This window comes from Acinetobacter sp. 797_lipA, from assembly GCF_058243025.1.
Genome location: NZ_JBZAYQ010000001.1, coordinates 934865 through 949005, shown reverse-complemented (window position 1 = coordinate 949005; position 14141 = coordinate 934865). Strand labels below are relative to the sequence as shown.

Here is a 14141-nt window from a genome sequence, read left to right as displayed (position 1 = left end):
CTCGGCATAAGAACATTTTTATTTAATCGTCACTTCGATACAGCGTAATAAACTGCCATTTGGGTCAATGATACAAAACTGGCGGAACTCGTCAAAATCCTGAATATCAGTCATACGAGCGCTTTCCCACAACGACCAATTCACTTTAGACCAGTATTCATAATAGGGTTGAATTTCCGCTACGCGAATACAGGCACTATGCCATGAACTATTTGGGTCTAAATGCGGATGATGGAAAAATTCCAGTGTCATTTCGCCCAAACGCAGAATCATCCACTCTGCAGACTGATAAACCAGATTAAAGCCCAAGCCTTGGTAAAATGAAGCGGTGCGCGCTAAATCAATCGCTGGCAAATTCGCCGTAATTTGACCTTCAAATTTCATCAGCGGCTATCCTAAGTTTAATTCCTGTAACCAATGCCACATCACACTACCACCCCACCACAATAAGCCAATAAAACACACCAAAAAGATCAGGCCAAACAAATCGGGGATGTGTAGCCAAAGCCATGCCACTACTGGATTTCGCCAAAATTCGGATTGTTGCTGTTTCTTTTCTAATTTTTCATGAAGAAAAGGATGCGTCACATGATGATCTGAATGGATTTGGTATTCTTCCCGAATATGGTCATGAACCACATCCAGTGCTTTACGACTCGGACGTATAAAAATATCAAACAATGTCCCTAGCACAGGGATAAAACCGACCACAGCGTCAATCATAGCCAGCTTCAATACTGGACTCAATTTCTCTTGCGGTACGCCAATTTGCTTGGCTTTATAAATGGCATAACACGTTAGGGCAAAACCAGCGATATCACCAGCAATCGGAACAGTACTCAACGCAGCATCAGCACCAACACCCTGCTTGGTGAACGGAATACGCACCACAGAATCCATCATATTGGCATATTTGGCCAAATCACGCTCTAAACGAATGACATCTTGCTGGCTCATTTTTTTTTGTTCTAAGGGTTCAGGCATGTTGTTACTGACCTCCATCATTTCAACCACATTAACATCATAAAACCACTGAATTATGCTGGTTTTTATGACTTTTTTCTGTGCTAACTTTGTGCTGAAACAATTGCTTATAAGTTTAAGACAAGGTCAGAATTTGCGACGCAATCAGCAGATATACCACCACGCCTGACGCATCACAAATTGAGGTGACCAAAGGTGCAGATGCACTGGCTGGGTCGAGTTTCATGCGGTTTAAGATAAACGGCAGACTCATACCAATCAGACAACCCATCAACACAATGCCCATCATACTCAGTGCCAATACTACGGCGACCAGAATGTCCCCACGGAAATAACCCAAAATGGAAACAGCCGTTGCCATAGTTCCGCCAAGACACAGCGCAACCAAACTTTCACGTCCTAGCAAATAAAACCAGTCTTTAAAATGTACATCGCCCGTTGCCAGTGCACGTACCATTAAGGTTGCGGATTGAGACCCCGCATTTCCCCCACTTCCTACCAGTAAAGGTAGGAAAAATACCAAAACAATATGTGCCGCAATCAAGTCTTCAAAGTGCGCAATCCCCAGCCCTGAGAGTAAACTGCCAAAAACCAGAAACACCAACCAAAACACCCGCTTCTTATACAGTAAGAGGATTGAAGCCGTTTTAATACTCATCTGCGGACTGGCCGCAACCGCACTACTTTTTAGAATATCTTCTGTGGTTTCTTGTTGCACCACATCCATTGCATCGTCATAAGTCACAATCCCCAATAGACACTGCTGCTCATCAACAATGGGCAAAGCCATAAAATCATAGTGAGCCAGTTTCTGTGCAATACTTTCCTGATCCTCACTGACTAAACCCGTGATGACATGGCTTGTCATAACCTGTCCAATCAATTGCTCAGGCGGAGACTGGATAATTTGCCGCAGCGAAATCACACCGTGTAAATAACGCGAGGCATCGGTCACATAGATGAGATATAAAGTTTCACTTTCCGCTGCATGCTGTCGTATATGTTGAATCGCCTGTTGCATGGTCATTTCGGCATGTACCGTAATGACCTCAGTGCTCATAATTGCACCCGCAGACTCGGCAGGATAATCCATCAAGGTCTTCAGCTGGGCTTGAACATGCGCATCTAGCTGCGGAAAAATCTGACCTTGAACCTCTTGTGCCAAGCTTTGAAATAAATCGGTACGGTCATCCGAATGCATATGAGCCAATAACTTCACCAGCAAAGCCTGAGGCAATTGCGCTGCTAGCTGCTGCTGCTCGGTTAATGCTAAAAACTCAAAGACATAACTGGCTTGCGGTAATTGTTCCAATAGCCGAATTTGGTCATTTATAGGCAGGCCCATTAAAATATCAGCCAAATCCGCAGTGCTGTACTGTTTCAGACTATGGATAAAAGCATAGTTATTGGGCTGATTTAATTGCTCTTGGAAATCTTGCTGTGAAAATGACGGATTTGGCATACACCACTCAAATATTGTTTTTCTTTATCTATGCGAGTATAGCAAAGGATCTTTAAATGTCAGGTCTTTCGGCCTGATTGGGTTAAAGGTTCGCTTTGCCGATTCGCTGCATACGAATGTTTCGGATTCAAGCTTAACCTTCGTCCTGAGGTGTTCGTCCATGAAACACACGGCGAACCAAGACATACATTAAAGGAATAAATAGCAACACTAATACCGTGCCAAAAATCACGCCACCGAGTACACTCACCCCAATTTCCTGACGACTTGCTGCCCCTGCACCAAAGGCAAAGACCAGAGGTGTGACACCCGCGCCAAAAGCCAAAGACGTCATTAAAATCGGGCGTAACCGTAAGCTTGCTCCTTCCAACGCTGCTTCAATTGCAGTTTGGCCTTTTTGCTGCGCCAGTGAAGCAAATTCCACAATTAAAATCGCATTTTTACAGGACAGACCAATTGTGGTCAGCAAGGCAATTTGGAAGTAAATATCATTCGGAAAACCAGTCAGATAACTGAACAAAATATTGCCACCTATACCTAATGGAATCGCACTCATGACTGCCGTTGGAATACTCCAACTTTCATAAAGTGCAGCAAGGCATAAAAAGATAAAGCCTATGGAGACCAAATACAGCAGCAATGCTTGGTTATTCGACTTGTTTTCCTCGAACGATAATCCGCTCCATGCTAGATCAATACCATCATGCTCTCGCACCATGTTTTGTACCTCTTGCATGGCTTGTCCCGAACTGACATTTTGTGCTGTATCCGCCTCCATTTCTAGTGCGGTATAGCCCATAAACCGATTCACCACCTCAGGGCCACCACTCCAAGACACTTGGGCAAAATTTGTAAAAGGAATCATTTGGTTCAGATCATTACGTACGGTCCACGCTTGAAGATCATCAGGTTTTGAACGAAACTCTGCATCCCCTTGCATAATTACCCGCTTAATCCGACCACGGTCAATAAAGTCATTGATATAACTTCCGCCCCAAGCACTGGATAAAGTGCTATTAATGGCAGTCTGACTCAGTCCATTGGCCAAAGCTTGCTTTTGGTTCACATCCACTTTAAGTTCGGCTTTATCTGGGTTAGAACGTTTATCCAAATTGCTAAAACTAGAGTACTGCTTGGATGTGTCCTGCAAAGTTTTGAACTGCGCTTCTAAATAAGCACGACCTTCACCATTGATATCACGTATCCAAAACTCCATACCATCGGTTTGACCTAAGCCACTGACTGAGGACGGCATATTCACATTAATTTGCGCATTTCGATGCGACCTAAAATAAGCAATCGCCCGTTCTCGAATCGCCTGTGCGGAGTTCTCTTTCCCCTTACGATCATCCCAATGTTTGAGCGCAATAAAACCTTGACCTAAATTTTGTCCTGTTCCTGAGAAATTGCGACCATAGCGAATCATCACCAAATTAATATTGGACTGTTCTTGGTCTAAAAAATATTGGCGAATTTCTTCCCCAACCACACGGCTTTGACTCATTGGTGCACCATCGGCCAGTTTAAACTGCACACTTAAAATACCTTGATCTTCACTGGGAATAAAACTGGTCGGTAATGCTCGATAAAACAGCGCAAAGACAGCAATTAACCCCACAAAAACCACCAGCATGATTTTACTGTGCTGAATGGTCTGGCTACTCAGCTTTAAATAACGCTGTTTTAGCTGATCCAATTTCAGATTAAACCAAGTTGCCCATCGTGGCGATTTATCATTGGGTTTTAAAATTAAGGCGCACAACGCTGGCGTCAGAATCAATGCGACCAGCAGCGATAGCGCCATGGCAGCAACTAAGGTCATTGAAAACTGACGGTAGATCACTCCTGTCGAGCCACCGAAAAAGGCCATGGGAATAAACACTGCGGTTAACACCAAAGTAATCCCAATCAATGCCCCACTGATTTCCTGCATCGATGCAATTGAGGCTTGTTGAGCACTCATCTGCTGTTCATGCATCAGCCGTTCAACGTTTTCCACCACCACAATCGCATCATCCACCAAAAGCCCGATCGCTAAGACCAATGCAAATAAGGTTAAGGTGTTGATACTCATCCCGAGCACATACAGAATGGCAAGTGTGCCCAAAATTACAACAGGCACTGTGATGGTCGGTATCAGCGTTGCACGCCAATTTTGCAAAAAGACAAACATGACCACAATCACCAAAAGCACTGCTTCAAACAGTGTTTTGACCACTTCCTTAATCGACTCTTGTACAAAAGGCGTGTTATCACGCGGATACACAATTTGATAGCCTTCAGGCAGTTTAGAAGATAAACGGGCAACTTCTTGCTTAATCAATGCAGACGTCGCTAAGGCATTGGCACCTGAAGACAATGAAATGCCCATCCCCGCTGAAGGAAAACCATTAATGGTATTAAACGACTGGTAATTTTCCGCGCCCAGTTCCACCCGTGCAACGTCTTTTAAATAAATAAAACTGCCATCGCGGGTCGATTTGACAATGATGTTTTCAAATTCTTCAACGGTTTTTAGACGTGTACCAGAGGTGACTTTGGCATTTAAATATTGGTCTGACAGGCTGGGTAACTCGCCAATTGCCCCTGCGGCCACTTGCGTATTTTGCGCTTCAACCGCTGCACGTATATCGCTTGGCATCAGTCCATATTGACGCAGTTTGTGTGGATTCAGCCATAAGCGCATGGCATACTGTGCACCAAAAACATCAACCTCGCCAACCCCAGCAATACGGGCTAAATCTTGCTCCAAATGCGTCATCATATAATCTGACAGTGCAATATTGCTGCTTTTGCCTGTTTGGTCATATAGGCCAATTACCATATGCGTATCGCCAAGCGACTTATAGACATTGACCCCTTGACGCTGTACATCTTCTGGTAAACGGTTAATCACCCCATTGATGGCATTTTGAACTTGAACCTGAGCGGTATCTGGGTCTGTTCCATTTTCAAAACTAATGCTGATTCGACTACGGCCATTCGAGTCACTGCTCGAACTAAAATACAGTAAATGATCAATCCCTTTAATTTGCTGCTCTAAAACCTGAGTAACGCTCTCCTCCACCGTCTCTGCCGACGCACCTGTATATGTTACACTCACCGTAATTCGCGGAGGTGCAATATCGGGGTAGCGCTCTACAGGCAACTGAAAGGTGGCAAATAAACCAAATGCCATCACGATAATCGCCAGCACACCAGCAAAAATTGGACGATGAATAAAAAATTTAGACAGCATGGGTCTGCGGTACTCTTGGGTCTGAGGCTAGATCTAGAAACTGGTATCACTTCATGCTTGATCTTCTATGACGAATCATTAAAAAACAAGACTTAACAACATGAAATAGAACATTAGAGCTAAATATGAAGAAACTATGAAGAAAGCTTTTTGACCAATTGATGACATCCTGTAATTTTTCGCAATTTGTCATTGATCTGAGATATTAAAATTGAAAACTGAGTCCGCAACACCACAATAAAATGTTGAGGAACACATGTTAAAAAGAACATTATTGAGTTTTATTTTTTTAGGCTTATTGGGCTGTCATCATGATGAGAAAGACAATGCAACGTCGCAACCACCGCCAAACAACGCCGAATACATTGAGCCTAAACTCCTCATTATTGGACATCGCGGCGCCAGCGCGCTACGCCCTGAACACACCTTAGCCGCTTATCAAAAAGCGATTGATGATGGTGCAGATTTTATTGAGCCTGATTTGGTGCCAACTCTAGACGGTTATTTAGTCGCTCGCCATGAAAATGAAATCGGAGGAACCACCAATGTCAGCAGCTTGCCGCAGTTTGCAGAACGGAAGACCAGTAAAGTCGTTGATGGCGTGACTTACACAGGTTGGTTTACTGAAGACTTTACTTTAAACGAGCTGAAGCAACTGAAGGCGCGAGAACGTATTCCAGAAATTCGTCCAGCGAATATCCAATATAATGATCAATTCGATCTTCCCACTTTAGATGAAATTATTGAACTCGTAGATGCGCACTATAAAAAGACAGGAAAAATTGTGGGCTTGTATATCGAAACAAAACATCCCAGCTATTTCCAAGGTCTCAATTTGGCCATGGAGCAACGCTTATTAACCACGCTGGCCAAACACACCTATAGTCGTGACATTGCGCCAGTCTATATCCAGTCGTTTGAAGTCAGCAACTTAAAACAGATGCGTCAACAGTTGGATCAATTAAAATCGATTCGACATGCCAAAATTATTCAACTCTATGGTGGCAAGTCCGAACAACCTGCCGATGCTATGCTTGCCAAATCGACACTCCGCTATAGTGATATGGCCACACCTCAAGGGCTAAAAGATGTCGCAAGTTATGCGCATGGTGTTGGGCCAAGTAAAACCTATATCGTGCCGAATACTCAGCCGGTGACCCCGACCAGTTTTGTGAACGATGCACACGCAGTGGGCTTAAAAGTACATCCTTATACCCTACGCCCTGAAAACAATTTCTTACCAGATTATTTAGACTGTAGCGCCATTGCCGCTGAAAAGTGCGAAAAAGGTGCACTGGCTGAGTTTGAGATTTTCTTTAAAGCGGGAGTGGATGGTGTCTTTACCGATGACCCTGCTTTGGGACGTCAAGCAGCGGATGCTTTTTTGAAAAAAATAGAATAAGTCACACAAAGAAAACCAAACAACTGAGCATCTCGTTTAGGTCAAACCCATATCCATCCTTTAACAACAGAGATTAAAAGTAGGCTTTTTAATCTCTTTCTCCTTATTTTATGTGCGCATAGATTAAGCACTTTTTGAATACTATAATTAAGTGACTTTTAATATAGATCATGTATTGTGGCTGAAATTTTAAAATGGTTGATGGTATGAGCCAATATTCCCCACTCAAAGGCAAGTCAGGTTTTAAACGTATTTTTAATGCAACTCATTATTCCATTTCAGGTTTCAAGGCCGCATTTGCACACGAAGCTGCTTTTCGCCAAGTCCTGTTGATTAACCTGATTCTGATTCCAACAAGCTTTTTCTGTGATGTCAGTCGCTTAGAACAAGCCCTCATGGTAGCAGTGTGCTTACTTGCAATTATTGTTGAATTGTTCAATTCAGCGATTGAGGCGATTGTAGACCGTATTTCACTGGAGCGGCATGAGCTTTCAAAAAATGCCAAAGACATGGGCAGTGCTGCACAGTTTGTTTCTTTAAGTATTATCTTTATAGTTTGGCTACTGATTCTGATGCCTTAACATTTTTGTTCAATATTTCATGTTCAATCTGTTCAACAAGCTTAAAATTAAGTCATAAAAAAACCCTGCTTTAGCAGGGTTTTTTTATGAATCAGTTCAGTGCTTAGTGAGCAGCGAATTGGTTCATTGTGTTTTTAGCATCATCGTGCGCTTTAAGAGCGTTGTCACCAGAGAAGATTTCTTTGTGATCATCACCGATGTCAGAACCCGCCATTGCTTGGTGTTTAACACAAGCGATACCACCACGGATTTCTTTACGTTGTACGCCAGCAACATAAGCCAACATACCTTCAGAACCGAAGTAACCTTGTGCAAGCTCATGAGTAGAAAGAGCAGCAGTGTGGTAAGTCGGAAGTGTGATCAAGTGATGGAACACACCCGCTTCACGAGCAGCATCTGCTTGGAATGTACGGATCTTAGCGTCTGCATCAGCAGCTAATTCAGTAGCATCGTACTCAGCGCTCATTAATTTAGCACGGTCGTAAGCAGAAACGTCTTTACCTTCAGCAACCCAACGGTCGTAAGCTTGTTGACGGAAGTTCAACGTCCAGTTGAATGATGGAGAGTTGTTGTAAACAAGTTTCGCATTTGGAACTGTTTCTTTAACACGGTTAACCATGTGCGCGATTTCGTCAACGTTTGGAGTCGCAGTTTCGATCCAAAGAAGGTCAGCACCATTTTGAAGGCTAGATACACAGTCAAGAACAACACGGTCAATTTGTGTGTCTGGACGGAATTGGTATAAACCAGAAGCCAAACGTTTTGGACGGTGAAGTTTACCATCACGCTTGATTAAGATTTCGTCTTCTTGAGCATCAGCAATGTCAATTTCAACAGTGTCTAGGAAACCGATGTATTGAGAAGCGATGTCGCCTGGCTCTTTAACCACTGGGATTTTTTGAGTCAAGTCAGCGCCTTCAGAGTCAGTACGCGCAACGATGATACCGTCGTCAAGACCCATTTCTAAGAATGCATAACGTAATGCATGGATTTTAGAGATGAAGTCTTCGTGAGGAACAGTTACTTTACCAGCTTGGTGACCACATTGTTTCGCGTCAGATACTTGGTTTTCGATTTGTAGTGCACAAGCACCCGCTTCGATCATTTTCTTAGCAAGTAAGTAAGTCGCTTCTTCGTTACCGAAGCCAGCATCGATGTCTGCAATAATTGGCACAACGTGAGTTTGGAAACCGTCGATTTGTGCAGTGATTTCAGCAGCTTTAGCAGTATCGCCTGCTTCGTTTGCTTTTTTAAGCGCACGGAAAAGGTCGTTTAATTCTTTCGCATCAGCTTGGCGTAAGAACGTGTAGATTTCTTCGATCAACGCAGGTACTGAAGTTTTTTCATGCATAGATTGGTCAGGAAGTGGACCAAATTCTGAACGAAGCGCAGCAACCATCCAACCAGAAAGGTAGATGTAACGACGTTCAGTCGTACCGAAGTATTTTTTGTTCGCAATCATTTTTTGTTGTGCGATGAAACCGTGCCAGCAACCCAAAGACTGAGTGTATTTGCTAGAGTCAGCATCATAAGCAGCCATATCACGACGCATAATTGCAGCTGTGTATTTAGCGATATCTAAACCAGTTTTGAAACGGTTTTGGATTTGCATACGCGCAGCATCTTCAGGACTGATGTCTGCCCAAGTGCTACCGAATTTTGCTTTTAATTCGCGGATTGCATCAATCGCTGTTTGATATGTAGTCATGATATTTCCTGTAATAATATTAGGATTTTCTTCAACGAAAAGCTAAAATCAGACCCTCAAGCTTTTGCTTAGATTTAGAGCGCTTCGTTGCGATGAATACAGATTAGATTGACAGAATAAATTAATCCAATATTCTGCATTAATTTTCAGTATTTATTTAAAAAATATATAGATAAAAGTCTAATTATATTTCGATAAAACATAATTAAGTAATTGTTATTTTTAAACTTAAATAAAATAAGAAAACCGTAAAAAATACATACTTTGTCGAATATTTCTTCATTAGACTTAAGTCTCGGCCGTTGAAAAAAAGAGTCCCAACCGAAAATCAATACTTAATGTGACCGAAATGACAAAAGTTCAATATTCAGAAAAAAGAGTATTTATCACGCTTTTATTCCACCAAAAATAAGCTATATCAAGCCATTTTCTAGGCGATAATCTGAGCCTCAATTCACACATATTAAAACATTCCTTAGGACTAATATGCCCTCCGTTTTTAAGCATAAAAACCCATTTTCTTAGAAAATGAAGGGGGCATTCTTTATACAACCCGATGCTTTTTTTTTCGTCAGTTTATTACACAAGCCCGATGGCTTATGGCATAATGCAAATAATTTCATGATTTTATTCTCGGTATTTATTTTATGAATCTGGAGCGGGTTGATCTAAACCTCTTAATTTACTTGGACGTACTTTTACGCGAAAAAAATGTAACCCGAGCAGCTGAACAATTGGGTGTCACCCAACCAGCAATGAGTAATATTCTACGTCGTCTTCGTAACTTATTTAATGATCCCCTGCTAATTCGCTCTTCTGAAGGTATGACACCGACCGAACGAGCTTTAGAATTACAACCCCGCATACGTGACGCTCTTTCTGATCTCTCCATGATTTTGGAACCTCGTACCGAGTTCCGTCCTTATACCTCAAATCGTGTTTTCCGTATTATGACTTCGGACTATGCCGAAGCCACCTTAGTTCCCCGCCTCGTTAAAGCACTGCGTTCAGAAGCTCCCAATGTGGTCTTAGACTTCTTAACTCCAAGTGATGTGTCATATCGTGATATGGAACAAGGTAAAGTTGATCTTGCGATTAACCGTTTCAATGAAATTCCACAAAGCTTCCACCAAGTTTTAGTCTGGCGTGACAGTTTTTCATGTTTGCTCAATGGTAAACACCCTGCTGCCAGCAATTTAAACCTAAAAAGTTACCTCGATGCACAGCATATTTGGGTCTCTAAAACAGGTATGGGCGTTGGTTTCGGCGTTAACCCTGAAAAACAAGCAGGTCTAGGTTGGATTGATCAAGCTTTAGAGCGTATTGGCCAAAAACGTAAAATTTCGGTCTTCACTCGACATTATCAAATGCCTGCACTATTGGCTTCAAATGTAGACTTGATCGCAACTTTACCGACCCGTATTGCACGCTTGCAAGCCAAAAGTCAAAACCTCCTGATTAAAGACCCACCTTTTTATATTCCAGAACTTGAGTTGAAAATGGCATGGTGTCCACTGTTACATCACCATCCTGCACATCGCTGGCTCAGACAGCTGATTTTGTATGTGGCACGTCAAATGATTGAGGAAGAAAATCGTGAGTTTTTAGGCAATAACTCGCAATTCTCACATTATTAAGCATTCAAGCTCTAAATAATTCATTTTCATACCAATAACTCAGGTATGATAGAAGACAGTAAGTGATTACTGTCTTTATTTTTTGTGTTAAAAATATTCATAATAATGATGATCTACAGGTGGATTCGTGAGCCTTTTCCAGAATATCCTCATCATCGCGATACTGATTGCCGGAGCCGGTTTTCTCTCTTTAACGGAGATTGCCCTTGCCGGTGCACGTAAGGTCAAACTTAAAATTCTTGCAGAAGCTGGCGAGGAACGCGCCCAAAAAGTTTTAGACTTGCAAGAACAATCCGCTGATTTCTTTGCGGCTTCGCAAATTGGCTTAAACGCGGTTGCCATTCTCGGTGGTATCTTGGGTGAAGCAGCATTTCGCCCCTATATCGTAAATTTTGTAAATCGCATTTATCAAGGCCCATGGACTGAAAACATTGGCTTTATCCTCTCCTTTAGCTTGGTTACCTCGCTATTTATTCTTTTTGCAGATTTAATGCCGAAACGCATGGCCATGATTGCACCAGAAAAAATTGCAGTTTCTGTCATTAACCCGATTCAAGTTTTTATCAAAATTTGCAAGCCATTGGCCTGGGGTATCAATGCCATCGCGAATTTGCTGTTCCGCTTGTTTAAAATTAATACTATCCGTGATGACAATATTACTTTCGCTGATATTTCTGCAGTGATGGATGCGGGTGCGCAAGCTGGGGTACTGCAAAAGCAAGAACACCATTTCATTGAAAACGTATTTGAACTTGAAGAGCGGAACGTTCCTTCAAGTATGACCACGCGTGAAAATGTGGTGTATTTTACTTTAAATGAATCCGAAGCCAGCATTCGTCAAAAATTGGCTGAATATCCTTATTCTAAGTTCTTAGTCTGTAGTGAAAATATTGACGATGTAATTGGCTATGTCGATGCCAAAGACATTCTGGTCCGAATTCTGAATAATCAATCTTTACTACAACTCAATGAAAGCACCATTCGTAATGTTCTCACCATTCCAGACACATTAACCTTGTCTGAGTTATTAGACCGTTTCCGCTCCACCAAAGAAAAGTTTGCTGTTGTGATTAATGAATATGCTTTGGTCGTGGGCGTCATCACCCTGTCAGACATTATGATTACGGTCATGGGCGACTGGGTTACTCCAATTGAAGCCGAACAACAGATCATTAAACGTGATAATAATTCATGGCTGATTGATGGCAGCACGCCGATTGAAGACATGAAGCATGCACTGGCCATTGATGAAATGCCAGATGAAGAAAATTATGAAACCTTGGCTGGTTTTATGATGTACCGTCTACGCAAAATTCCACGCCCTGCCGATACCGTAGAATACGCAGGCTTTAAATTTGAAGTGGTTGATGTCGATCATTTTAAGATTGACCAACTTTTAGTGACGCGCTTACTTGAAGAAACACTACAGCCTGCAACCCAAACAGTCGATGAATAGAAACATCGCCTTGAATTAAAACCTTGCAACTGCAAGGTTTTTTTTGCTTCAGATTTAACCATATGAAGTTATACAAAATAAGTATCTTAACCATACTTTACAGATATATATTATTTATTAGAAAAATAGAATGAAAAATCACATATGTTTAAGAGCATTTAAAAATCATGCTGAATTGCATACTATCGCTGTCACTTGATGAATAAACAGACTTAACACGTTCAAAGGATTGATCCATGCTGACCATTTTAGGTTTAGGCATGATTATGTGCTTCATGTACTTAATCATGTCCAAACGACTGAGCGCTCTTGTTGCTTTAACTTTAATCCCTATCATTTTTGCATTACTTACTTATGTTTTAAGTCTCTTTGTTGACAACCTTGCTGGATTTGATATTGCTGAACTTGGCAATATGATGATGGAAGGCATTAAAAAGCTCGCTCCTACGGGCGTAATGCTCCTTTTCGCAATCCTTTATTTTGCAATTATGATCGACACGGGTCTATTCGACCCTTCAGTGAAGTGGATTTTAAAGCAGGTTAAAGGCGATCCTTTAAAAGTGACCCTCGGCACCATTACACTGACTTTAATTGTTTCCTTGGATGGTGACGGTTCAACCACTTATATGATCTGTGTTGCCGCAATGCTACCGCTGTATAAGCGTATTGGTATGAGTCCTTTAATTATGGCTTGTCTGATGATGCTTGCGAGCGGAATCATGAACTTAACGCCATGGGGTGGACCAACGGCACGTGCTGCAACGGCATTACATGTTGATCCAAACGATGTCTTTGTTCCGATGATTTTACCAATGCTCGTTGCAATTGGCTGGTTATACTTCCTCGGCTTTATGTATGGCCGTATGGAGCGTAAACGCATTGGTATTGTGGAATTAGATATTAGTCATGGTGACAGCATTCAGATTTCGCAAGAACCTGAAGCCAACCGTGCCCACTTAAGATGGTTTAACGCTCTACTAACTTTGGTCTTGATGGTCTGCTTAGTAATGGGCATTTTACCTGCGGCTATTCTGTTCATGGTTGCCCTGTGTATTGCCTTGGTGGTGAACTATCCAGATCTAGACATGCAAAAGCGTTTGGTTGGTAACCACTCTGCCAGTGCCTTAGCTGTAGTCGGGATTATCTTTGCGGCAGGTATTTTTACCGGTATTTTATCGGGTACAGGTATGGTTGAAGCCATGTCTCAAGAACTGGTTGCCATTATTCCAGAAAGTATGGGGCCGTATTTAGCACCTATCACGGCTGTGATTAGTATGCCACTGACCTTCTTTATGTCGAATGATGCCTTCTACTTTGGTGTACTGCCTGTACTCTCTGAAGCCGCTGGACACTATGGTATCACTCCTGTGGAAATGGCTCGTGCATCGATTGTTGGTCAACCTGTACACTTACTGTCCCCATTGGTTCCATCGACTTACTTACTCTGTGGATTGGCTGGAATTAACTTTGGTGAACACCAAGAATTTACCATCAGGTGGGCGGTGATTACTTGTTTAGTGATGCTGGTTACAGCGATGATCTTTGGTATTTTCCCACTTTACTCAACACTGGGTTAATCAAATACTCATACTGAGTTATAACGAACCTTAAGCTCAACAACCGATAAATACCCGATGTATCACATCGGGTATTTTCATTTATAATGCCTTGAT

10 protein-coding genes are annotated in these 14141 nt (G+C 42.1%); 5 read left to right on the top strand and 5 right to left on the bottom strand.

Annotated elements, in window-relative coordinates:
• Window positions 1-18 precede the first annotated feature (18 nt).
• The 4 genes from AC4CU2_RS04560 to AC4CU2_RS04545 form a co-directional block, all read right to left on the bottom strand.
• Window positions 19-384 carry a bleomycin resistance protein gene (locus AC4CU2_RS04560; protein ID WP_201952079.1) on the bottom strand — a complete coding sequence of 122 codons (366 nt, stop codon included), beginning with the start codon at window positions 382-384 and terminating at the stop codon, window positions 19-21.
• Between the two features lie 6 nt (window positions 385-390).
• A complete protein-coding gene (locus tag AC4CU2_RS04555; RefSeq protein WP_201952082.1) occupies window positions 391-984 on the bottom strand; it encodes a DUF4112 domain-containing protein in 594 nt (197 codons plus the stop codon).
• Between the two features lie 115 nt (window positions 985-1099).
• Window positions 1100-2446: a magnesium transporter gene (mgtE, locus tag AC4CU2_RS04550; protein WP_201952085.1), complete on the bottom strand. Its 1347-nt coding sequence runs from the start codon at window positions 2444-2446 to the stop codon at window positions 1100-1102.
• A gap of 133 nt (window positions 2447-2579) precedes the next feature.
• Window positions 2580-5684 (bottom strand): multidrug efflux RND transporter permease subunit, encoded by a 3105-nt coding sequence (locus tag AC4CU2_RS04545; protein WP_490768343.1) that lies wholly within the window; start codon window positions 5682-5684, stop codon window positions 2580-2582.
• Window positions 5685-5940: 256 nt separating this feature from the next.
• Here AC4CU2_RS04545 and AC4CU2_RS04540 point away from each other — a divergent pair, with 256 nt between their 5' ends.
• Window positions 5941-7086 (top strand): glycerophosphodiester phosphodiesterase, encoded by a 1146-nt coding sequence (locus tag AC4CU2_RS04540; RefSeq protein WP_201952092.1) that lies wholly within the window; start codon window positions 5941-5943, stop codon window positions 7084-7086.
• Between the two features lie 206 nt (window positions 7087-7292).
• Window positions 7293-7667: a diacylglycerol kinase gene (locus AC4CU2_RS04535; protein ID WP_078425379.1), complete on the top strand. Its 375-nt coding sequence runs from the start codon at window positions 7293-7295 to the stop codon at window positions 7665-7667.
• A gap of 103 nt (window positions 7668-7770) precedes the next feature.
• Here the strand turns inward: AC4CU2_RS04535 and AC4CU2_RS04530 are convergent, their stop codons facing one another.
• Window positions 7771-9375 (bottom strand): isocitrate lyase, encoded by a 1605-nt coding sequence (locus AC4CU2_RS04530; protein WP_078388603.1) that lies wholly within the window; start codon window positions 9373-9375, stop codon window positions 7771-7773.
• 647 nt (window positions 9376-10022) lie between these two features.
• Here AC4CU2_RS04530 and AC4CU2_RS04525 point away from each other — a divergent pair.
• The 3 genes from AC4CU2_RS04525 (at window position 10023) to AC4CU2_RS04515 (ending at window position 14045) form a co-directional block, all read left to right on the top strand.
• Entirely contained in the window at window positions 10023-11012 is a 990-nt protein-coding gene (locus tag AC4CU2_RS04525) for a LysR family transcriptional regulator (protein WP_004695623.1), read from the top strand.
• Window positions 11013-11139: 127 nt separating this feature from the next.
• Complete coding sequence (paeA, locus tag AC4CU2_RS04520; protein ID WP_078425332.1) at window positions 11140-12468, top strand: polyamine export protein PaeA; 1329 nt, start codon at window positions 11140-11142, stop codon at window positions 12466-12468.
• Between the two features lie 236 nt (window positions 12469-12704).
• Window positions 12705-14045, top strand: a complete 1341-nt coding sequence (locus AC4CU2_RS04515; protein WP_078388602.1) for a CitMHS family transporter — start codon at window positions 12705-12707, stop codon at window positions 14043-14045.
• The last annotated feature ends 96 nt before the right edge of the window (window positions 14046-14141 follow it).

Excerpts from the sequence above, each read along its gene's own strand:
- AC4CU2_RS04545 (WP_490768343.1), bottom strand. The coding sequence starts at position 5,684 with ATGCTGTCTAAATTTTTTATTCATCGTCCAATTTTTGCTGGTGTGCTG.
- AC4CU2_RS04555 (WP_201952082.1), bottom strand. The coding sequence starts at position 984 with ATGCCTGAACCCTTAGAACAAAAAAAAATGAGCCAGCAAGATGTCATT.
- AC4CU2_RS04530 (WP_078388603.1), bottom strand. The coding sequence starts at position 9,375 with ATGACTACATATCAAACAGCGATTGATGCAATCCGCGAATTAAAAGCA.
- AC4CU2_RS04535 (WP_078425379.1), top strand. The coding sequence starts at position 7,293 with ATGAGCCAATATTCCCCACTCAAAGGCAAGTCAGGTTTTAAACGTATT.
- AC4CU2_RS04515 (WP_078388602.1), top strand. The coding sequence starts at position 12,705 with ATGCTGACCATTTTAGGTTTAGGCATGATTATGTGCTTCATGTACTTA.
- AC4CU2_RS04560 (WP_201952079.1), bottom strand. The coding sequence starts at position 384 with ATGAAATTTGAAGGTCAAATTACGGCGAATTTGCCAGCGATTGATTTA.
- AC4CU2_RS04525 (WP_004695623.1), top strand. The coding sequence starts at position 10,023 with ATGAATCTGGAGCGGGTTGATCTAAACCTCTTAATTTACTTGGACGTA.
- mgtE (WP_201952085.1), bottom strand. The coding sequence starts at position 2,446 with ATGCCAAATCCGTCATTTTCACAGCAAGATTTCCAAGAGCAATTAAAT.
- AC4CU2_RS04540 (WP_201952092.1), top strand. The coding sequence starts at position 5,941 with ATGTTAAAAAGAACATTATTGAGTTTTATTTTTTTAGGCTTATTGGGC.